The organism is Homoserinibacter sp. YIM 151385, assembly GCF_027912415.1.
Lineage (GTDB): Bacteria > Actinomycetota > Actinomycetes > Actinomycetales > Microbacteriaceae > Schumannella.
Map to the genome: position 1 here is coordinate 628,289 of NZ_CP115175.1, position 20,055 is coordinate 648,343.

23 protein-coding genes are annotated in these 20,055 nt (G+C 71.3%); 9 read left to right on the top strand and 14 right to left on the bottom strand.

Annotated elements, in window-relative coordinates:
* Window positions 1-7: 7 nt before the first annotated feature.
* The gene (locus tag OF852_RS03020) at window positions 8-1,108 is read right to left on the bottom strand and encodes a glycosyltransferase family 4 protein (RefSeq protein WP_271120337.1); all 1,101 of its coding nucleotides are present in this window, start codon (window positions 1,106-1,108) and stop codon (window positions 8-10) included.
* Entirely contained in the window at window positions 1,105-2,001 is an 897-nt protein-coding gene (locus OF852_RS03025) for an alpha/beta fold hydrolase (RefSeq protein ID WP_271120338.1), read from the bottom strand. Before OF852_RS03025 ends, OF852_RS03020 begins: the two co-directional genes overlap by 4 nt.
* Window positions 2,002-2,075: 74 nt before the next feature.
* Here OF852_RS03025 and treS point away from each other — a divergent pair, with 74 nt between their 5' ends.
* Genes treS through OF852_RS03040 form a run of 3 tightly spaced genes read left to right on the top strand, consistent with a single transcriptional unit; the run spans window position 2,076 to window position 4,959 of the window.
* Window positions 2,076-3,803, top strand: coding sequence for a maltose alpha-D-glucosyltransferase (treS, locus tag OF852_RS03030; protein ID WP_271120339.1), 1,728 nt, complete (start codon window positions 2,076-2,078; stop codon window positions 3,801-3,803).
* A gap of 45 nt (window positions 3,804-3,848) precedes the next feature.
* Window positions 3,849-4,538 carry a 3'-5' exonuclease gene (locus OF852_RS03035; protein WP_271120340.1) on the top strand — a complete coding sequence of 230 codons (690 nt, stop codon included), beginning with the start codon at window positions 3,849-3,851 and terminating at the stop codon, window positions 4,536-4,538.
* On the top strand, window positions 4,531-4,959 hold the full coding sequence (locus tag OF852_RS03040) for an NUDIX hydrolase (RefSeq protein ID WP_271120341.1): 429 nt from the start codon (window positions 4,531-4,533) through the stop codon (window positions 4,957-4,959). The genes OF852_RS03035 and OF852_RS03040 overlap by 8 nt, the downstream gene beginning before the upstream one ends.
* An 84-nt stretch (window positions 4,960-5,043) precedes the next feature.
* Here the strand turns inward: OF852_RS03040 and OF852_RS03045 are convergent, their stop codons facing one another.
* The 3 genes from OF852_RS03045 to glgA form a co-directional block, all read right to left on the bottom strand.
* On the bottom strand, window positions 5,044-5,292 hold the full coding sequence (locus tag OF852_RS03045; RefSeq protein ID WP_271120342.1) for a type B 50S ribosomal protein L31: 249 nt from the start codon (window positions 5,290-5,292) through the stop codon (window positions 5,044-5,046).
* Between the two features lie 68 nt (window positions 5,293-5,360).
* Window positions 5,361-6,146 carry an ABC transporter ATP-binding protein gene (locus OF852_RS03050; protein WP_271120343.1) on the bottom strand — a complete coding sequence of 262 codons (786 nt, stop codon included), beginning with the start codon at window positions 6,144-6,146 and terminating at the stop codon, window positions 5,361-5,363.
* A gap of 23 nt (window positions 6,147-6,169) precedes the next feature.
* On the bottom strand, window positions 6,170-7,357 hold the full coding sequence (gene glgA, locus OF852_RS03055) for a glycogen synthase (RefSeq protein ID WP_271120344.1): 1,188 nt from the start codon (window positions 7,355-7,357) through the stop codon (window positions 6,170-6,172).
* A gap of 47 nt (window positions 7,358-7,404) precedes the next feature.
* Here glgA and OF852_RS03060 point away from each other — a divergent pair, with 47 nt between their 5' ends.
* Window positions 7,405-8,649 (top strand): glucose-1-phosphate adenylyltransferase, encoded by a 1,245-nt coding sequence (locus OF852_RS03060; protein ID WP_271120345.1) that lies wholly within the window; start codon window positions 7,405-7,407, stop codon window positions 8,647-8,649.
* Window positions 8,650-8,673: 24 nt separating this feature from the next.
* A complete protein-coding gene (serB, locus tag OF852_RS03065; RefSeq protein ID WP_271120346.1) occupies window positions 8,674-9,315 on the top strand; it encodes a phosphoserine phosphatase SerB in 642 nt (213 codons plus the stop codon).
* 21 nt (window positions 9,316-9,336) lie between these two features.
* Here serB and fabG read toward each other — a convergent pair whose 3' ends face one another.
* A complete protein-coding gene (fabG, locus tag OF852_RS03070) occupies window positions 9,337-10,044 on the bottom strand; it encodes a 3-oxoacyl-ACP reductase FabG (protein ID WP_271120347.1) in 708 nt (235 codons plus the stop codon).
* 70 nt (window positions 10,045-10,114) lie between these two features.
* On the opposite strand from fabG, the gene OF852_RS03075 reads away from it, so the two are divergent.
* The 3 genes from OF852_RS03075 to OF852_RS03085 are packed head-to-tail and all read left to right on the top strand — an operon-like array spanning window position 10,115 to window position 11,468.
* Entirely contained in the window at window positions 10,115-10,408 is a 294-nt protein-coding gene (locus tag OF852_RS03075) for a DUF3099 domain-containing protein (RefSeq protein WP_271120348.1), read from the top strand.
* The gene (locus tag OF852_RS03080; protein WP_271120349.1) at window positions 10,405-10,644 is read left to right on the top strand and encodes a hypothetical protein; all 240 of its coding nucleotides are present in this window, start codon (window positions 10,405-10,407) and stop codon (window positions 10,642-10,644) included. Before OF852_RS03075 ends, OF852_RS03080 begins: the two co-directional genes overlap by 4 nt.
* Complete coding sequence (locus OF852_RS03085) at window positions 10,641-11,468, top strand: SURF1 family cytochrome oxidase biogenesis protein (RefSeq protein ID WP_271120350.1); 828 nt, start codon at window positions 10,641-10,643, stop codon at window positions 11,466-11,468. Before OF852_RS03080 ends, OF852_RS03085 begins: the two co-directional genes overlap by 4 nt.
* 21 nt (window positions 11,469-11,489) lie before the next feature.
* Here OF852_RS03085 and OF852_RS03090 read toward each other — a convergent pair whose 3' ends face one another.
* From OF852_RS03090 to sufB, 7 genes are all read right to left on the bottom strand, one after another.
* A complete protein-coding gene (locus OF852_RS03090) occupies window positions 11,490-13,088 on the bottom strand; it encodes an ABC-F family ATP-binding cassette domain-containing protein (RefSeq protein ID WP_271120351.1) in 1,599 nt (532 codons plus the stop codon).
* A gap of 63 nt (window positions 13,089-13,151) precedes the next feature.
* Window positions 13,152-13,550, bottom strand: coding sequence for a CHY zinc finger protein (locus tag OF852_RS03095; protein WP_271120352.1), 399 nt, complete (start codon window positions 13,548-13,550; stop codon window positions 13,152-13,154).
* A 19-nt stretch (window positions 13,551-13,569) separates the two neighbouring features.
* A complete protein-coding gene (locus OF852_RS03100) occupies window positions 13,570-13,899 on the bottom strand; it encodes a metal-sulfur cluster assembly factor (protein WP_271120353.1) in 330 nt (109 codons plus the stop codon).
* 35 nt (window positions 13,900-13,934) lie between these two features.
* Window positions 13,935-14,693 (bottom strand): Fe-S cluster assembly ATPase SufC, encoded by a 759-nt coding sequence (gene sufC, locus OF852_RS03105; RefSeq protein ID WP_271120354.1) that lies wholly within the window; start codon window positions 14,691-14,693, stop codon window positions 13,935-13,937.
* A gap of 23 nt (window positions 14,694-14,716) precedes the next feature.
* Window positions 14,717-15,043: a non-heme iron oxygenase ferredoxin subunit gene (locus OF852_RS03110; protein WP_271120355.1), complete on the bottom strand. Its 327-nt coding sequence runs from the start codon at window positions 15,041-15,043 to the stop codon at window positions 14,717-14,719.
* Window positions 15,040-16,218, bottom strand: coding sequence for a Fe-S cluster assembly protein SufD (gene sufD / locus OF852_RS03115; RefSeq protein ID WP_271120356.1), 1,179 nt, complete (start codon window positions 16,216-16,218; stop codon window positions 15,040-15,042). The genes OF852_RS03110 and sufD overlap by 4 nt, the downstream gene beginning before the upstream one ends.
* A 2-nt stretch (window positions 16,219-16,220) precedes the next feature.
* Window positions 16,221-17,639, bottom strand: coding sequence for a Fe-S cluster assembly protein SufB (gene sufB / locus OF852_RS03120; protein ID WP_271120357.1), 1,419 nt, complete (start codon window positions 17,637-17,639; stop codon window positions 16,221-16,223).
* A gap of 301 nt (window positions 17,640-17,940) precedes the next feature.
* On the opposite strand from sufB, the gene OF852_RS03125 reads away from it, so the two are divergent.
* Window positions 17,941-18,861 (top strand): COX15/CtaA family protein, encoded by a 921-nt coding sequence (locus OF852_RS03125; protein WP_271120358.1) that lies wholly within the window; start codon window positions 17,941-17,943, stop codon window positions 18,859-18,861.
* A gap of 141 nt (window positions 18,862-19,002) precedes the next feature.
* Here OF852_RS03125 and OF852_RS03130 read toward each other — a convergent pair whose 3' ends face one another.
* Window positions 19,003-19,938 (bottom strand): heme o synthase, encoded by a 936-nt coding sequence (locus OF852_RS03130; protein ID WP_271120359.1) that lies wholly within the window; start codon window positions 19,936-19,938, stop codon window positions 19,003-19,005.
* Window positions 19,939-20,055: the final 117 nt, after the last annotated feature.

Below are 20,055 nucleotides of genomic sequence, written 5' to 3' on the forward strand. Positions count from 1 at the left end.
GCACCCCTCAGACGCCGCGCGCGGTCCGTGTCGCGTGCACCCGCTCGAGCACCTCGAGCAGCGTCTGCGCCGAGGCACCCCAGTCGAACACCGCCGCCTGCTGGAAGCCCGCACGCGAGTGCGCGGCCCACAGCGCCGGATCCTCGAGCTCGCGCACGCGCGCCGCAAGCGAGGCCGGGTCGGTGGCCGGGAAGTAGGCCGCGGCCTCCGCGCCGATCTCCCGGAAGATCGGGATGTCGCTGACGACGACGGGCGTGCCGAGCGCCATGGCCTCGACGAGCGGGATGCCGAAGCCCTCCTCCAGTGAGGCGTGGACGAGTGCGGTCGCCCGTCCGAGCAGCGCCGTGTACTCCGCCTCGGAGATCCCGTCGTGGAACTCGAGCGAGCCCTGCGGCGCGAGCGCCGCGAGGCGATCGCGATCGGCCGGCCGGATGCGGCTGAGCAGGTGCAGGCGGTAGCCGGGCAGCTCGTGCATGGCGCGCGCGAGCGTCTCGACGTTCTTGTACGGCATGAAGGAGCCCATGTAGACGAGCTCCCGGCCGTCCGGCGCGCTCCGCCCCGCCATCCCGCCGCCGACCGGATCGGGGGCGTTGCGCACGACCGTGATGCGGTGCCGGGTGAGACGGTGCCGCTCCATGAGCTCGCGCGTCGTCTGCGAGACCGTGACGACCTCGTCGGCGCGGCGCAGCAGCAGCCGCTGCGGCCACCAGGCGAGGTGGTAGAGCCGCCAGAGCGCGCGGACGGGCCACGGCAGGTCGCGCGGCGGCGTCGGGTTCGAGTAGTAGATGAGGTCGTGGATCGTCAGCACGAGCCCGTAGCTCCGCCCCGCGGAGCCCATGGTCTGCATGGGGGTGAACACGACATCCGGCGCGAGGCGGTTCACCTGCCGGGCCACGAGCGGCTCGCGCGGGCTCGTCGGCGAGCTGGCGAGCTCCCACGGCAGCTCCGGCAGCATCGCGAGCTGGCGCTCGTCGCTCACGAGCATCGTGAGCTCGTGCCCCGCCTCCCCCGCCCGCGGCGCGAGCGCCTCGACGATGCGCGCCGTGTAGCGGCTGATGCCGTCGTGGTGCTCGAGGCGGGTGTAGCGGCAGTCGACGAGGATCCTCATGCCGCGCCCTCCGCGAGGAACGCCCGGATGAGGCGAGCCGCATCCTCGGGCCGCTCGTAGTGGACGAGGTGGCCGACCCCCTCGAGGACCTCGAGCCGCGCGCCCGGCGCCCGCGCAGCCAGCTCGCGCTGGCCCGCGAGCGGCGCGACGAGGTCGTCGTCGCCCGCGATGAGGAGCGTCGGCATCGTCAGCGACCCTGCCGCGCGGAGCACGTCGGTCGAGAGGGAGGCGTCGAAGCCCTCCGCGAGCGTGTCGCGATCGCTGAACGCCGAGAAGTAGCGGTCGTGCTCCTCGTGGATCCAGCGCTTGAGCCGGCCGTCGTCGGTCTTCGCGAGCGTCACCGACATGAAGCGCACGATGAGCCGGTTGCCCAGCCACGCCGCGCCGAGCCCGGCGGGCAGCCGGCGCCCGATCGCGTAGTAGAGGCGCGTGAGCCGGGCGAGCACCCCGTTGACGCCCGCCATCGGGTCGGTCGAGATGGGGTTCACGAGGATCGTGCGAGGGCTCTCGAGCCCGCCCGCGATCGCGTGCGCGACGACGATCGAGCCGAAGGAGTGGCCGAGCAGCGGCGTGCGGCCCTCGAGCCCGAGCCCCTCCAGGAGCCCCGCCAGCCAGCGCCCGTAGCCCTCGATCGAGTGCGGCGCGGCGGTCATCGGCGTCGAGCGCCCGAAGCCCGGGAGGTCGGGAGCGAGGATGCGCAGCTCCGGCAGCTGCGCGACGACCGGCTCGAGTCCGTGGTGGTCGCCGCGATAGCCGTGCACGAGCACCAGGGCCGTCTCGGCATCCGCCGGGCCGTAGTCCCAGTACCGGGTCCGGGAGCCGAGCACCTCCAGCTCGCCCTCCCTCACGGGGATGGCGGCGAGCTTCTCGGCATACGGCGACGGGACGGGCATCGCTGTCGAGTCTAGGTGGGCGGATGCTGAGAGCCCCTCCCGACATCCGGTCGCCTGTTCGTAGAGTGGGGCGGGTGACGTTCACTGCGCCGATCACCCTGCCCGGCCTCGCCCTGAACCCCCAGTGGTATCGGCGGAGCGTGTTCTACGAGGTCATGGTCCGCTCCTTCGTCGACTCCAACGGCGACGGCACGGGCGACCTCCAGGGCCTCATCTCGAAGCTGGACTACCTCCAGTGGCTCGGGATCGACGGCCTCTGGATCCCGCCGATCTACACCTCGCCGTTGCGCGACGGCGGCTACGACGTGCAGGACTACAAGGGGATCCTCCCCGAGTTCGGCACGCTCGACGACTTCCGCGAGCTCGTGACGAAGGCGCACGAGCGCAACATGCGCATCGTCATCGACCTCGTCATGAACCACACCTCGGATCAGCACGAGTGGTTCCAGCAGTCCCGCAGCGACCCCGACGGGCCGTACGGCGACTTCTACGTGTGGAGCGACACCGACGAGAAGTACGAGAACGTGCGCATCATCTTCGTCGACACCGAGGACTCCAACTGGACCTTCGACTCGGAGCGCCGGCAGTTCTTCTGGCACCGCTTCTTCTCGCACCAGCCCGACCTCAACTTCGAGAACCCGGCCGTGCGGGAGGCGATGTTCGACGTCGTCCGCTACTGGCTCGACATGGGCGTCGACGGCCTCCGCCTCGACGCGATCCCGTACCTGTACGAGTCCGAGGAGGGCAACGGCGAGTCGGAGCCGCCGACCCACCAGTTCATCCGCGACCTGCGCGAGATGGTCGACACCGAGTACCCGGGGCGCGTGCTCATCGCCGAGGCGAACCAGTGGCCCGCCGAGGTCGCGAAGTTCTTCGGCACCGAGGAGGACCCGGAGTGCCACATGGCCTTCGACTTCCCCGTCATGCCGCGCATCTTCTACTCGCTCCGCTCGCAGTCGGCGGCGGAGCTCAAGCGCGTCCTCGCGGAGACCCAGGACGTGCCCGAGGGCGCCGCCTGGGGCGTGTTCCTGCGCAACCACGACGAGCTGACGCTCGAGATGGTGAGCGAGGAGTACCGGCAGGCGATGTACGGCTGGTACGCCTACGACCCCCGCATGCGCTCCAACATCGGCATCCGCCGCCGCCTCGCGCCGCTCCTCGACAACTCGCGCGCCGAGCTGGAGCTCGCGCACGCGCTCCTGTTCTCGCTCCCCGGCTCCCCCTTCCTCTACTACGGCGACGAGATCGGGATGGGCGACAACATCTGGCTGCCCGACCGCGACTCCTCGCGCACGCCCATGCAGTGGACGCCCGACCGCAACGCGGGCTTTTCGACCGCCGACCCGGGCAAGCTCTACCTGCCGGTCGTGCAGTCCCTCGTCTACCACTTCAACCAGATCAACGTCGAGGCGCAGCTCGCGCAGTCGCGCTCGCTCCTGCACTGGGTGCGCAACGTGATCCACGTGCGGAAGGCGCATCCCACCTTCGGCCTCGGCTCCATCCAGGTGCTCGAGACCGATCACGAGTCCGTGCTCGCCTTCATCCGCGACTACCCGGGCTCGGGGACCCAGTTCGGGGACGCGCCGGAGCGCATCCTGTGCGTGTTCAGCTTCGCGCACAACGCCGTCTCCGCCCGGATCCAGCTGCCGGACGACGCCGGGGAGCCGCTCTACGACCTCTTCGGCGGCGGCGAGTTCCCGGAGGTCGACGCGGACGGCTCGGTGCACCTCTCGCTCGGCACGCAGAGCTTCTACTGGCTCCACGTCGGCGAGGCGCGGTACCAGGCGACGCACCACCACTGAGCCGCGCGTCGGCGAGTGTCCCAGGCACCCCATAGCCTGGGATGCATGAGCAGCTGGGCAGAGTCACTCGCCGTGTTCGATCTCGAGACGACGGGGGTGGACGTCCGCACGGCGCGCATCGTCACGGCGCACGTCGGCCTCATCGACGCGAGCGGCACGCTCGTCGCCCATCGCGACTGGCTCGCGGATCCCGGCGTCGAGATCCCCGAGCAGGCGACCGCCGTCCACGGGGTGACGACCGAGCGCGCCCGCACCGAGGGCCGCCCGGCCCCGGAGGTCGTCGCCGAGATCCTGACGAGCCTGCGCGGCTACCTCGACCGCGGCACCCCCGTCGTCATCTACAACGCCCCCTACGACCTCAGCCTCCTCGCGCACGAGGCGCGCCGCTACGGGCTCGCCCCGCTCGAGCAGCCCTCGCCCATCATCGATCCGCTCGTGATCGACAAGTGCGTCGACCGCTACCGGAAGGGCAAGCGGACCCTCGTGCTCGCCGCCGAGCACTACGAGGTCGAGCTCGAGGGCGCGCACGACGCGATGGCGGATGCCGTGGCCGCCGGGCGGGTGGCCCAGGCCATCGCGCGCGCCTACCCCGCCGAGCTCGGCATCACCGCAGCGGAGCTGCACGAGCTGCAGGTCGGCTGGTGCTCGGAGCAGTCGGCGAGCTTCCAGGAGTACATGCGCCGCGTCAAGGACCCCGCCTTCGTGTCCGACGGCGCCTGGCCCGTCCGTGGCTGAGTCCCGCGACGACGCGCCCGCGCCGCTGCGGATCGCCGCCGCCATCATCGAGGGCGAGGACGGCCGGCTGCTCTTCGTGCGCAAGCGCGGCACGACCGCCTTCATGCAGCCGGGCGGCAAGCTCGAGCCGGAGGAGACGGCCGACGAGACGCTCGCGCGCGAGCTCGAGGAGGAGCTCGGTCTCGACGTCTCCCCCGCCCAGCTGCGCTACGTCGGGCGCTTCTCGGCTCCCGCCGCGAACGAGCCGGGCCTCGAGGTCGACGCCGAGGTCTACGACGCCCCGCTGACGGGACGCCCCGCGGTCGCGGCCGAGATCGAGGAGCTCGCCTGGGTGGAGCCGACCGCCCTCGAGGGGATCGATGTCGCACCGCTCAGCCGCGACATCCTCGTGCCGCTGATCCTCGCCCGCCGGCGCAGCTGAGGCGCGGCGGCGCCGATCGGCTCGCCCGCCCGGGAACGCGAAATGGGCACCGGCCGAAGCCGATGCCCACTCGTGAGGAACGCGTTACTTGCCGAAGTTCTTGAAGCGCGTGTTGAACTTCTCGACGCGGCCGGCGCTGTCGAGGATGCGCTGCTTGCCCGTGTAGAACGGGTGCGAGGCCGAGGAGATCTCGACGTCGATGACGGGGTAGGTCTCGCCGTCGAGCTCGATCGTCTTCTCGCTCGTCGCGGTGGAACGGGTGAGGAAGGTGGCACCGCTCGCGAGGTCGCGGAACACGATGGGCGCGTACTCGGGGTGGATGTCGGTCTTCATGGCGGAACCTCGTGAGTCGAACGGATGGGAAAGTCAGAAGTGGCCGAGACGGCCAAAAGTCGATGCTATCAGATGGCGCGGGCGGCGAAGCGGCCGTCGTCGGTGCGGCTCACCGCGAGCTCCATGCCGAAGGCGCCGCCGAGGTGCTCGGCCGTGACGATCTCGTCGATCGGGCCCGAGGCGCGGATCGAGCCGTCGACCAGCAGGAGCGCGTGCGTGAAGCCGGCCGGGATCTCCTCGACGTGGTGCGTCACCATGACCATCGCGGGCGACTCGGGCGAGGAGGCGTAGTTGCCGAGGAGCTGCAGCAGCTCCTCGCGCGCGCCCAGGTCGAGGGAGGCGGCCGGCTCGTCGAGCAGCAGCAGCTCCGGGTCCGTCATGACGGCCCGGGCGATCTGGACGCGCTTCTGCTCGCCGTCGCTCAGCGTGCCGAAGGCGCGGTCCGCGTAGTGGTCGAGCTTCCACTCGGCGAGGACGCGGCGGGCGCGGCGCACGTCGACGTCCTCGTAGGTCTCGTTCCATCGGCCGGTGACCGAGTAGGCGGCCGTGAGGACCGCGTTGAGCACGGTCTCATCGCCCGGGATGCGACGCGCGAGCGAGGTCGAGGCGAAGCCGATGCGGGGGCGGAGCTCGAAGACGTCGCTGTGGCCCATGCGCTCCCCCAGCAGCACGGCCTCGCCCTCGGTGGGGTGGAAGGTCGCGGAGCTCACCTGCAGCAGCGTCGTCTTGCCGGCGCCGTTGGGGCCGAGGACCACCCAGCGCTCTTCGGGCTCGACCGTCCAGGAGACGGAGTCGAGGATGCGGTTGCCGTCGCGGACCACCGCGACGTCGGCGAGCTGGAGAACGCTTCCCATGATGCGTGACAGCCTAGTCGCCCTCAGCTCAGGGAGTCGTAGATCTCGCGTGTGCGCGTCGCGATCGCGCCCCAGCTGAAGTGCTGCTCCGCGCGGCGGCGACCCGCCTCGCCCATGCGCGTCGCGGCATCCGGATCGCGCGTCACCTCGGTGAGGGTCGCCGCGAGGTCGGCGACGAAGCGCTCGGGGTCGACCGGCGTGCCGGTGCCGTCCTGCACCTGCTCGATGGGCACGAGGCGGCCCGTCTCGCCGTCGGCGACGACCTCGGGGATGCCGCCCGTGGCCGTTCCCACGACCGCGGCGCCGCACGCCATGGCCTCGAGGTTGACGATGCCGAGCGGCTCGTAGACCGAGGGGCAGACGAAGGTGGTCGCGGCGGAGAGCAGCGCCGCCAGCTCGGGCTGGCTGAGGAGGCGGTCGAGCCACACCACGCCGGAGCGCTCCGCCTGGAGGGCCGCGACGCCCGCCTGCACCTCGGCGAGGATCTCGGGCGTGTCGGGGGCGCCGGCGCAGAGCACGAGCTGCACGTCGGCGGGCAGTCGGCGCGCCGCCTCGAGGAGGTACGGCAGGCCCTTCTGACGGGTGATGCGCCCGACGAACACGACGCTCGGCCGGTCCGGGTCGACGCCGAGCGAGCGGACGAGCTCGGGCTCGTCGACGCGGTGCCAGCGCTCGAGGTCGATGCCGTTGTGCACGACGTGCACGCGGGAGGAGTCGATCGCCGGGTAGGAGCGGAGGATGTCGGCGGCCATGCCGGCGCTCACCGCGATCACGGCATCCGCGGCCTCGAAGGCGGTCTGCTCGATCCAGCTGGAGACGCGGTAGCCGCCTCCGAGCTGCTCGGCCTTCCACGGTCGCAGCGGCTCGAGGCTGTGGGCGGTGACGACGTGCGGGATGCCGTGGAGCAGCTTGGCGAGGTGGCCGGCGCCGTTCGCGTACCAGGTGTGCGAGTGCACGAGATCGGCGCCCGCGATGTCCTGCGCGATCTGGAGGTCGACGCCGAGCGTCGCGAGCGCGGGGTTCGCCTCGCCGAGCGGGGCGGGGACGAGGTAGCTGTGCACGCCGGGCTCCTCGCGCGGCATCCCGAAGGCCCGGACGAGGACCTCCGTGTCGGTGCCGGCACGCAGCGCGGCCACGAGCTCGGCGACGTGGACGCCCGCTCCGCCGTAGACCTCGGGGGGATACTCGCGGCTCAGCACGTCGACTCTCATGGAACCCGACGGTAGTACAGGCCGCGCGGCTGGCCTAGATTGAGGACATGGCATCGAAGAAGATCTTCGGCATCGTGCTCGCCGGCGGAGAAGGCAAGCGGCTGATGCCCCTCACGGCGGATCGGGCCAAGCCCGCGGTCCCCTTCGCCGGCGGCTACCGCCTCATCGACTTCGCGCTCTCCAATCTGGTGAACTCGGGCCTGCGCCAGCTCGTGGTCCTCACGCAGTACAAGTCCCATTCGCTCGACCGCCACGTCTCGCAGACCTGGCGACTCTCGGGGATGCTCGGCGCCTACGTCGCCTCGGTCCCGGCGCAGCAGCGGCTCGGCAAGCGCTGGTTCTCGGGCTCCGCCGACGCGATCCTGCAGAGCCTCAACCTGCTCCGCGACGAGAAGCCGGACATCGTCGTCGTCGTCGGCGCCGATCACGTCTACCGCATGGACTTCTCGCAGATGATCGAGGCGCACATCGCCTCCGGCGCCGGCTGCACGGTCGCCGCGATCCGCCAGCCGATCTCGCTCGCGAACCAGTTCGGCGTCATCGAGACGGAGGCGGACGACCCGACCCGGATCGCGGCCTTCCGCGAGAAGCCCTCCGACCCGGTCGGCCTCGCCGACTCGCCCGACGAGGTGCTCGCCTCGATGGGCAACTACGTCTTCGACGCCGACGTCCTCATCGACGCCGTGATCCGCGACGGCGAGCGAGCCGAGTCGAATCACGACATGGGCGGCGACATCGTGCCCGACTTCGTGGACCGCGGCGACGCGGCCGTCTACGACCTCCAGCGCAACGAGGTGCCGGGATCCACCGACCGCGACCGCTTCTACTGGCGCGACGTGGGGACGATCGACTCGTTCTTCGAAGCGCACCAGGACCTCATCTCGGCGCTCCCGGTCTTCAACCTCTACAACCAGGACTGGCCGATCTTCAGCCAGCAGCTCAACTCGCCGCCCGCGAAGTTCGTGCGCGACGGCCGCGACCGCGTCGGCACCGCGATCGACTCGATCGTGTCGCTCGGCTGCGTCGTCTCGGGCGGCCACCTCGAGCGCAGCGTGCTCGGGCCCTGGGTGACGGTCGACTCGGGCGCCACGGTCGTGGACTCGGTCGTCTTCGAGCGGGTCCACATCGAGCACGACGCGACGGTGCAGCGCGCGATCCTCGACAAGGAGGTCGTGGTCGAGTCCGGCGCGACCGTCGGCGTGGACGCCGCGCTCGACCGCTCGCGCGGCTTCACCGTCACCGACTCGGGGATCACCGTGGTCGGCAAGGGCGAGCGCGTCGCGGCGGGCTGAGCGGGGCCGCTAGGCTCGGGGCCCGTGCCCTCCTTCCTCGTCGTGCTCGATGTCGACTCCACGCTGATCGAGGAGGAGGCGATCGAGCTCCTCGCCGAGGAGGCGGGCGTCGTCGACGAGGTCCGCGAGGTCACGCTCCGCGCCATGAACGGCGAGCTCGACTTCGAGGCCTCGCTCCGCGAGCGCGCCGCGACCCTCACGGGGCTCGGCGCCGGGGTCTTCGAGCGGGTGCGCGAGCGCGTGACGCTCACGCGCGGCGTCCCGGAGATGGCGGCCGGCATCCGGGCGGCGGGCGGCGCCGTCGCGGTCGTGTCGGGCGGCTTCCACGAGATCATCGACCCCGTCGCCGAGGCGCTGCGACTCGACTTCTGGCGAGCCAACCGTCTCGAGGTCCGCGACGGCGCGCTGACCGGCGAGGTCGTGCCGCCCGTCGTCGACGCGGCCGCGAAGGCGGACGCGCTGCGCGAATGGGCGGCGGCCCTCGACCTGCCGCTCGCGCGCACGCTCGCGATCGGCGACGGCGCGAACGACCTCGAGATGATGGCGATCTGCGGGCTCTCGATCGGCTTCGACGCGAAGGCCCCCGTCCGGCAGGCCGCCGATCTGCTCCTCGACGAGCGCGACCTGTCGGCCGTGCTCGCCGTGCTCCAGCTGCCCCGCGTCTGAGCGCGCCGCGGCGAGAGCGGCCTAGTGCCCCATCCCGAGTCCGCCGTCGACGGGGATGACGGCGCCCGAGATGTAGGCCGCGTCGTCGCCCGCGAGCCACAGCACGGCCTTGGCGACCTCCTCCGCGCTGCCGTACCGCCCGGCGGGGATGGACTTCCGGTACTCGGCCTGCGTCGCCTCCGGCAGCTCGGCCGTCATGTCGGTCTCGATGAAGCCGGGTGCGACGACGTTCGCCGTGATGCCGCGTGCGCCGAGCTCGCGCGTGATCGAGCGGGCCATGCCGACGAGACCGGCCTTCGAGGACGAGTAGTTGATCTGGCCCGGCCCGCCGAAGAGGCCCACGACGCTCGAGATGAGCACGACGCGGCCGAAGCGGGCCTTGAGCATGCCCTTCGAGGCGCGCTTCACGACGCGGAACGAGCCGCCCAGGTTCGTGTCGACGACCGCCGAGAAGTCCTCCTCCGACATGCGGAGCAGGAGGGTGTCGCGCGTGATGCCCGCGTTCGCGACGACGACCTCGACCGCGCCGAGCTGCTCCTCGACCTGCGTGAACGCCGCATCGATCGAGGCCGCGTCCGTCATCTCCGCGCGGACGGTGAGGGCGCCCTCGGGGCCCTCGCCCGAGCGCGCCGTCACGGCGACGCGGTGGCCCGCCGCGATGAAGGCCTCCGCGATGGCGCGGCCGATGCCGCGGTTGCCGCCGGTGATGAGGACAGTGCGCTGGGTCATGCGCTCCAGCGTAGCGACGCGGGGCGCGCGCACGGCGCACGGCGGCGCACGAGCGTAGGCTGGAGCGGTCATGCGCCGTCCACCCGCCTCCAGCATCACGGAGCTGCCGGCCTCCCCCGAGGAGGAGCAGCGGGGGCGCGTCCTGCGCTACAGCATCGCGATGGGCGTGCGCATGCTGTGCATCGTCGCCTGCGTGTTCGTGCACGGCTGGTGGCTCGTCATCCCGGCGGTCGGCGCGATCGTCCTCCCGTACTTCGCGGTCCTCATCGCGAACGCGCACATCGCGAAGCCGGCGGCCGTCGTCGAGCGCCCCGGCGCGATCGTGCCGGTCGCCCCCTCGGTCCGCCGCGAGGGGCCGCGGTGATCGGCTTCGGCGAGACCCGCATCCGCTGCTCGGCGTCCGCCTGCGAGTCGGAGGCGGCGTGGGGGATCAACTGGCGCAACCCCCGCATCCACGGCCCCGAGCGCGTCAAGGTGTGGCTCGCCTGCGACGCGCACCGCGAGCACCTCGCCGGCTATCTCTCGAGCCGCGGGTTCCCGGTCGTCGTCGCGCCGCTCGGCGAGACGGTGGAGCTCGTGCCGGACGGGGCGGTGCCGTGAACGGCACCAGGCGGTGGATCGGGTACGTCGCGCTCACGGTCGTCTTCGCGCTCGCCTGCGGGCTCCTCTCCTGGTGGCAGTGGTCCCGTCGAGCCGAGGCCGTCGAGGCGATCGAGCTCGTCGAGCAGAACTTCGACGCGGCGCCCGTGCCGCTCGAGGCGGAGCTGCCGGTGCTCGACGACTGGTCGCCCTCGCAGGAGTGGCAGCCGGTCGTGATGACCGGCACCTACCTCGTGGAGGATCAGCTGCTCGTGCGCAACCGCCCCCGCAACGGCGGGCCGGGCTGGGAGGTGCTCACGCCGCTCCGCCTCGACGACGGGCGGGTCTTCGTCGTCGATCGGGGCTGGCTCCCGCTCGGCAGCGTCGACGATGTGCCGGATGTCGTGCCGGCCCCGCCCGAAGGGGTGGTCACGGTGGTCGCGCGCCTCAAGGCCGGCGAGCCGACGCTCCCCGGCCGCTCGGCGCCCGAGGGCCAGATCTCGACCATCCACCTCCCCCAGGTCGCGGACCTCGTCGCGGGCGAGACCTGGACGGGCGCCTACGGCCTCCTCGAGTCCGAGGATCCGGCCGCCGACAGCCGCCCGCTGCCGGTCGTCCGCCCGCCCGCCGACGAGGGCCCCCACCTCTCCTACGCCTTCCAGTGGATCGCCTTCGGCGTGCTCGCCTTCGTCGCGCTCTTCTGGGGCATCCGCCACGAGCGCCGCGCGCGGCTCGAGGAGGAGCGCGTCGCCGCCGGCGGCGAGCCCGCCCCCGAGCGACGCCGCGGACGCGGCGGCGAGGACGCCGACGCGGAGGACGCGCTGCTCGATGCCGCCGGACGCTGAGCGCTCCGGCAGCGGGCGCACCTAGGCGAGGGTGATGAGCTCGGCGTAGTCCTTGTTCCAGTGGTCCTCGACCCCGTCGGGGAGGATGAGCACGCGCTCCGGGTTGAGCGCCTCGACCGCGCCCTCGTCGTGCGAGACGAGCACGACGGCGCCCGAGTAGCCGGCGAGGGCGCCGAGGATCTCCTCGCGGCTCGCAGGGTCGAGGTTGTTCGTGGGCTCATCGAGCAGCAGCACGTTCGCCCCCGAGACGACGATCATCGCGAGCGCGAGGCGGGTCTTCTCGCCGCCCGAGAGGACGCCCGCGGGCTTGTCGGCGTCATCCCCCGTGAACAGGAAGGAGCCGAGCACGCGCCTGGCCTCGGTCGCGTTGAGCTGCGGCGAGGAGGAGAGCATGTTCTCGAGCACCGAGCGCTTGACGTCGATCGTCTCGTGCTCCTGCGCGTAGTACCCGATGCGGAGGCCGTGGCCGGGCTCCACCTGGCCGGTGTCGGGGCGGTCGACGCCCGCCAGGATGCGGAGCAGCGTCGTCTTGCCGGCGCCGTTGAAGCCGAGCACGACGACCTTCGAGCCGCGGTCGATCGCGAGATCCACGGCGGTGAAGATCTCGAGCGAGCCGTAGGACTTCGAGAGGTCGGATGCCGTGAGCGGCGTGCGCCCGCAGGCGGCGGGCTCCGGGAAGCGGAGCTTCGCGACGCGGTCCACCTGGCGGACCTCCTCGAGGCCCGAGAGCATCTTCTCCGCCCGCGCGACCATCTGGTGCGCCGCAGCCGCCTTCGAGGCCTTCGCGCCGAAGCGCGCCGCCTGCTGCTGCAGCTGCGTCGCCTTCTTCTCGACGTTGGAGCGCTCCTTGCGGCGGCGCTCCTCGTCGGCGGCGCGCTGGCGCAGGTAGTGCTTCCAGCCCATGTTGTAGACGTCGATGACCTGGCGGTTCGCGTCGAGGTAGAAGACCTTGTTGACGACCTCGTCGACGAGGTCGACGTCGTGGCTGATCACGATGACGCCGCCCTGATACTGCTTGAGGAACTCGCGCAGCCAGACGACCGAGTCGGCATCGAGGTGGTTGGTCGGCTCGTCGAGGATCATCGTGTCGGCGCCTGAGAACAGGATCCTGGCGAGCTCGATGCGGCGCCGCTGACCGCCCGAGAGGGTCTTCAGCTGCTGATCGAGGATGCGATCCGGCAGGGCGAGGTTCGAGGCGATCGACGCCGCCTCGGCCTCCGCCGCGTAGCCGCCGAGCGCGAGGAAGCGATCCTCGGCCTTCGCATAGGCGTCCATGCCCGCCTCGCTGGTGCGCGCATCCTCGCTCGCCATGTCCTCGGTCGCCTGCCGCATGCGCAGCACGATCGATCCGAGCCCGCGGGCGTCGAGGATGCGGGTGCGGGCCGTCTGCTCCGGGTCGCCCGTGCGCGGGTCCTGCGGGAGGTAGCCGATCTCGCCGGTGCGGGTGATCTCGCCGGCGCTCGGCTGCCCCTCCCCCGCGAGCGTCTTCGTGAGCGTCGTCTTGCCCGCCCCGTTGCGCCCGACCAGCCCGATCTTGTCGCCCTTGTCGACGCGGAAAGCCACGTCCTCCATGAGCACGCGGGCTCCGACGCGGATCTCGAGGCCGGTGACGGCGAGCACGGCGGACGTCGCTTTCTCTCAGGGGAAGGTGGTCGGCCCGGGAATGCGGGCCAGCCGTCGAGTCTAGCCCGCCCGCGCGGCCCCGGCCGACGCAGGCTGCTCGGCGAAGTACCGGTGACGGTGGAGACGGCACCCCGGGTTGAAGACCGCGGCGCAGCAGGGGCAGGCGTCCGCCGCCAGATAGCGCTCGATCGACATCGGGGATCCGCAGGCGCCGCAGAGGATCGCCTCCGCGTCGAACCGATCGGGCGGCCACAGCTGCGCCTCGTGCCCGGCGACAGCGTCATGGCATTCCCGACACGGATGCAGCCGCTCGCAGCATGGCAGGGCGAGCGCCACGACATCCCACGGCTGATGCCAGTGGACGCAGCGCGTCTCCAGGTCGACCGGGAGGCCGTGGACCTCGTGCCCGCCGACCCGCACCGAGTCCTCCGCCGAGCCGTCGGTCAGCGCGCGGGGCATCCGGGACTCCGAGCGGGGGTCAGATCGAGAAGCCGATCGCGCGCATCATGTCGCGACCGTCGTCGGTGATCCGCTCGGGGCCCCACGGCGGCATCCACACCCAGTTGATGCGGAAGCGCTCGACGATGCCGTCGAGCGCCTGCCCGATCTGCTCCTCGATGACATCCGTCAGCGGGCAGCCGGCGGAGGTGAGCGTCATCGAGATGATGAGCGCATCGTTCTCCTCGTCCCAGGCCAGGTCGTAGACGAGTCCGAGATCGACGATGTTGACCCCGAGCTCGGGGTCGATGACATCCTTCAGCCCCTCCTCGACCTTGTCGAAGAGCGCGGGCTCGAGTGCGGTGGGCATGGAGGCCTCCTTGCGGCCAGCTTAGGCGGCTCGGCTCAGGCTCGCGCGGCGAGGTAGCGGTCGTAGCCCTCGTCCTCGAGGCGGTCGGCGAGCTCGGCGCCGCCCTCCTCCGCGACCTTGCCGTCGACGAAGACGTGGACGAAGTCCGGCTTGATGTAGCGGAGGATGCGCGTGTAGTGGGTGATGAGCAGGATGCCCATGTCGGACTCCGCGTGCGCGCGGTTGACGCCCTCCGAGACGATCTTCAGCGCGTCGACGTCGAGGCCGGAGTCGGTCTCGTCGAGCACCGCGAACTTGGGCTTCAGCAGCTCGAGCTGGAGGATCTCGTGGCGCTTCTTCTCGCCGCCCGAGAAGCCCTCGTTGACGTTGCGCGCCGAGAAGGAGGAGTCCATGCGGAGCTTCTCCATCGACTCGTTGACGGTCTTCGCCCAGCCGCGGATCGCCGGCGCCTCGCCGTCGACGGCGGTCTTCGCGGTGCGGAGGAAGTTCGCGACCGTGACGCCGGGGATCTCGACCGGGTACTGCATCGCGAGGAAGAGCCCCGCGCGAGCGCGCTCGTCGACGCTCATCTCGAGGACGTCCTCGCCGTCGAGCGTGATCGTGCCGCCGTCGACGTTGTAGCGCGGGTGCCCCGCGATCGTGTACGCGAGGGTCGACTTGCCGGAGCCGTTCGGGCCCATGACCGCGTGGATCTCGCCCTGCTTGATCGTGAGGTCGACCCCCTTGAGGATCGGCTTCGTGCCCTGGTCGGTCTCGATCGAGACCTGGAGGTCGCGGACTTCGAGTGTCGCCATGTTCGTTCTTCTCTCCTGCGCCGTCAGACGGCGAGCTTGGTGCTGGGGTCGATGTACACGTCGCCGTCGCGGATCTCGACCGCGAAGACGGGGACCGGCTCGTAGGCCGGGAGGGTGAGGGGCTTGCCGGTCGTCAGCTCGAACTTCGAGCCGTGCGCCCAGCACTCGAGCGTGTCGTCCTCGACGAAGCCCTCGCTCAGCGAGATGTCGCCGTGCGTGCAGACGTCGCCGATCGCGTGGACGGCGCCCGCCGAGTCGATGACGACCGCGATCGCGACGCCGTCGAGCACGACGCGCTGCGCGGTGCCCACACCGAGCTCCGCGACGGCGCAGGCGCGCTGCGCCGTCATCGCGCCGCCTCGAGCTCGGCGACGAGGGCCGCCTGGAGGCGCGTCTCGAGCTCGGGCTCGCCGATCTGCTGCACGACCTCGCTGAGGAAGCCGAGCACGACGAGGCGACGCGCCTCCGCCTCCTCGATCCCGCGGGCCTGCAGGTAGAAGAGCTGCTCGTCGTCGAAGCGGCCGGTCGCGCTCGCGTGCCCGGCGCCCGCGATGTCGCCCGTCTCGATCTCGAGGTTCGGGATGCTGTCGGCGCGCGTCCCGTCCGAGAGGACGAGGTTGCGGTTCTGCTCGTAGCTGTCGGTGCCGGTCGCCTCGCGGCCGATGAGCACGTCGCCGATCCAGACGCTGCGCGCGCCCGCGCCGTTGAGCGCCCCCTTGTACGTCACGCGGCTCTTCGAGTGCGGCGCGTCGTGGAAGACGTAGACCTGCTGCTCGAGGTGCTGGCCGGCGTCCGAGAAGTACAGGCCGAGCATCTCGGCATCCGCGCCGTCCTCGGCGAGGTGCGCCGAGGGGTTCACGCGGACCACCGAGCCGCCGAGGGAGACGACGATGTGCTTGAGGCGCGCGTCCCGGCCGATGCGGGCGAAGTGGCTCGCGAGGTGGATCGCGTCGTCATCCCAGCCCTGGACGCTCACGAGGGTGAGCTGCGCGCCCTCGCCGACCACGATCTCCACGTTCTCGACGAGCTTCGCGGGGCCGCGGCTGTCGAGGACGACGAGGCCGGAGCTGTGCGGCGCCGCCTCGACGAGGACGTGCGCGCCGCGCGCGCGCGCATCGAGTGCGGCGCGGCTGATCGAGACGGGCTGCGTCTCGCCCTCGACGCGGATGCGGAGCGCCCGCTCGAAGCTCGACCAGGCGTTCGCGCTCGCGCGGTCCTCCGGGAGGCCGGCGGCGCCGATCCCCTCGGCGTCGCGCGCGACCCACTCGATCGACACGCCCTCGACCTCGGGGGCCTCGAACGCGTAGGCGGAGCCGTCGAGCTCGCCGTCGATGAGGTCGCGCAGGCGGTCGACGGGCGAGAGCTTCCAGTCGACCTCGCGGCCGGTGACCGCGGGGAACTCGGCGTGGACGGCGGAGCGGAAGCGCTCCGAGCGCGTCTGGACGGGCACACGGCGCGCCGCGCCATCCCATCCTCCGTCGCTGTGCGCCTTCGCGCCGTGCTGTTCGGGAGTGACGAGCGTCATGACTAGCCGACGGATCCTTCCATGCTCATCTCGATGAGCTTGTTGAGCTCGAGTGCGTACTCCATGGGGAGCTCGCGGGCGATCGGCTCGATGAAGCCGCGGACGATCATCGCCATCGCCTCGTCCTCCTCCATGCCGCGCGACATGAGGTAGAAGAGCTGCTCCTCGCTCACGCGGGAGACGGTCGCCTCGTGGCCGAGCTGGACGTCGTCCACCCGGATGTCGATCGCGGGGTACGTGTCGGAGCGGGAGATCGTGTCGACGAGGAGCGCGTCGCAGCGCACCGTGTTCGCCGCGTGGTGCGCGTTCGCATCCACGCGGACCTCGCCGCGGTAGCCCGCACGGCCGCCGCCGCGCGCGATCGACTTCGAGACGATCGAGGACGTCGTGTGCGGCGCCATGTGGATCATCTTCGCGCCGGCGTCCTGGTGCTGGCCGGGGCCCGCGAAGGCCACCGACAGGGTCTCCCCCTTCGCGTGCTCGCCCATGAGGAAGATCGAGGGGTACTTCATCGTCACCTTGGAGCCGATGTTGCCGTCGATCCACTCCATGGTGGCGCCCTCGTGCGCGACCGCGCGCTTCGTGACGAGGTTGTAGACGTTGTTCGACCAGTTCTGGATGGTCGTGTAGCGGACGCGGGCGCCCTTCTTCACGACGATCTCGACGACGGCCGAGTGCAGCGAGTCCGACTTGTAGATCGGGGCCGTGCAGCCCTCGATGTAGTGGACGTAGCTGTCCTCGTCGGCGATGATCAGGGTCCGCTCGAACTGGCCCATGTTCTCCGTGTTGATGCGGAAGTAGGCCTGCAGCGGGATCTCGACGTGCACGCCCTTCGGGACGTAGACGAAGGAGCCGCCCGACCACACGGCCGTGTTGAGCGCCGCGAACTTGTTGTCGCCCGAGGGGATGACGGTGCCGAAGTACTCCTCGAAGAACTCGGGGTGCTCCTTGAGCGCCGTGTCGGTGTCCATGAAGATGACGCCCTGCGCCTCCAGCTCCTCCTGGATCTGGTGGTAGACGACCTCGGACTCGTACTGCGCGGCGACGCCCGCGACCAGTCGCGCGCGCTCCGCCTCGGGGATGCCGAGCCGGTCGTAGGTGTTCCGGATGTCCTCCGGGAGGTCCTCCCACGACTGCGCCTGCTTCTCCGTCGAGCGGACGAAGTACTTGATGTTGTCGAAGTCGATGCCCGACAGATCGGCGCCCCAGGTCGGCATGGGCTTCATGCCGAAGAGCTTGTACGCCTTGAGGCGGCGCTGGAGCATCCACTCCGGCTCGCCCTTCTTCTGCGAGATGTCGGCGACGACCTCCTCGCTGATGCCGCGCCGGGCGGAGGCGCCGGCGGAATCCGAGTCGGCCCAGCCGAACTCGTACTGGCCGAGGCCCTCGAGCTCGGGTCGGTCGATGAGCACATCTGACATGCGTTGCCTCTTCTCCTGCCGAGTCGAGCTGTCCTGCTCGTATCGGCATCCGTCGGGATGGTCGCCGTCGTCTCCGGGCGCCGGGCTCTCGTTCCCGGCTGCGGGCGCACGCCGGGGCGGGCGCGCCGCGGGCGACGTCGCTCCTCAACCCGACGAGTCTACAGGGCCGCGCGCGTCCTGGCCGGGCACACCGGGTGCCGGCATCGGCGCGTCCTCCCCGTCCTGATGCACAGGAACACGCTCGTAGAATGGCGGTGCCCGCCGATCGCGGGAGCCCCATCCAGGAAGCAGGAGCACGCCGGTGCCCGGAACCTCTGCGCCCGCTGCCGGCGCTCTCCTCGCAGCGCTGCCCGCCGGCGTCGCCGACCGCCGCGTCCGCGCCCTCGCCTGGGCCTCGCTCGTCTCCCAGACGGTGATCGTCGGCACGGGCGGACTCGTGCGGCTCACCGCCTCGGGCCTCGGCTGCCCGACCTGGCCGCGCTGCACCGAGGAGAGCTACGTGTCGACGCCCGAGATGGGCATCCACGGGATCATCGAGTTCGGGAACCGCCTGCTCACCTTCGCGCTCATCCTCATCGCGCTCGCGGCCTTCATCTCGATCCTGCGATTCCGCCGGGAGCGGCGCGACCTCTTCGCGCTGACCCTCGCGCTCGGCCTCGGCATCCCGGGGCAGGGCGTCATCGGCGGCATCACGGTCCTCACGAACCTCAACCCCTACGTCGTCGGCCTGCACTTCGTGCTCTCGATCGGGCTGGTCTGCCTCGCGACCGTCCTCGTGTACCGCGTGCACCTCGTCGACCCGGCCGTGCCGCGCGCGCTCGCCGTGCCGCGGCCCTTCGCCGGCGCGGTCCACGCGCTGTCCGGCATCGTGCTCGTCACGATCCTCGTCGGCATCCTCACGACCGGGTCCGGCCCGCACGCGGGCGACCACGGCGCCGCGCGCAACGGCCTCGACCCCGAGCTGCTGCAGCACATCCACAGCTGGCCCGCCTACGCGATGCTCGCGCTGACGGTCGTGCTCGTCGGGATCGCCGTGCTCCGCGGGATCACGGCCCCTCGCCGCTTCCTCGTGGCGCTGCTGGCGGCGCAGCTCGTCCAGGTCGCGGTCGGGCTCATCCAGGCGCGACTCGGCCTCCCGCCCTTCCTCGTCGGCGTGCACATGGTGCTCGCCTGCGTGCTCGCCTCGCTCACGACCGCCTCGGTGCTCTCGCTCAAGCGCTGATCGCCGGCGCTCCCGGCACCTCCGGGAGGGGTTCCCGTCGCGCGGCGGCGTGTCAGCGCATCCGGGCCGGCGCGTCGCCCCGATCCCCTCCCGGGGGATAAGAGGCGGCGTCCGGTCCGCGACGCCGCTCGGCTCGCCCGATCAGAACGGGATCGGCAGATGCACCAGCGGGTCGATGCCGACCGAGATGAAGACGAGCGTGAGATACGTGATGCTGGCGTGGAAGACCCGCATCGGCTTGACCTCCTCGTCGCCGCGGATCGCCCGCGCGTAAAGGCGGTGCGACTCGACGACGAACCAGACGCCCGAGCCGGCCGCCGCGATCGCGTAGACGAGCCCCATCTGCCCGACCGGGATGAGGAGGAGCGAGCAGGCGACCGTCGCCCAGGCGTAGAGGATGACCTGCAGCCCGACCGCGGTCTCGCCGCGGACGACGCCGAGCATCGGCACGCTCACGGAGGCGTAGTCCTCCCGGTAGCGCATCGAGAGCGGCCAGTAGTGCGGCGGCGTCCACAGGAACACGATGCCGAAGAGGATGAGCGCCTCGAGGCTCAGCGAGCCCGTCACGGCGGCCCAGCCGATGAGCACCGGCATGCAGCCGGCGATGCCGCCCCACACGATGTTCTGCGGCGTGCGGCGCTTGAGCCAGAGGGTGTAGACGAAGACGTAGAAGAGGATCGCGAAGACCGAGAGCGCCGCCGCGAGCGGCGTCGTCGTCCAGGCGAGCCAGGCGGTCGAGCCGATGCCGAGCACCCACGCGAAGACGAGCGCCTCCCGGTCGCTCAGCTCGCCGGTCACGAGCGGGCGCTTCTGGGTCCGCTTCATGACGCGGTCGATGTCGCGGTCGATGTAGCAGTTGAAGGCGTTCGCGGAGCCCGCCGAGAGGGCGCCGCCGAGGAGCGTCGCGAGCACGAGCCACAGGTCGGGGATGCCGCGCGCGGCGAGGACCATGACGGGCGCGGTCGTGATGAGCAGCAGCTCGATCACCCGCGGCTTCGTCAGCGCGACATAGGCCTTCGCCTTGCGGAGGACGCCGACGCGGGGCCGATCGACGCGGCCGTCGACTGTCAGCTGCATGGGACCTCGTGATCGCGGGACGGTTGTGCAGGAAGAGTCTAGGCGATCCGCGGGCCGACGCCGGACGTCCCACGTCCGCACGCGCGTCTGCGGCGCGTGCCTCACCTGACTATGATC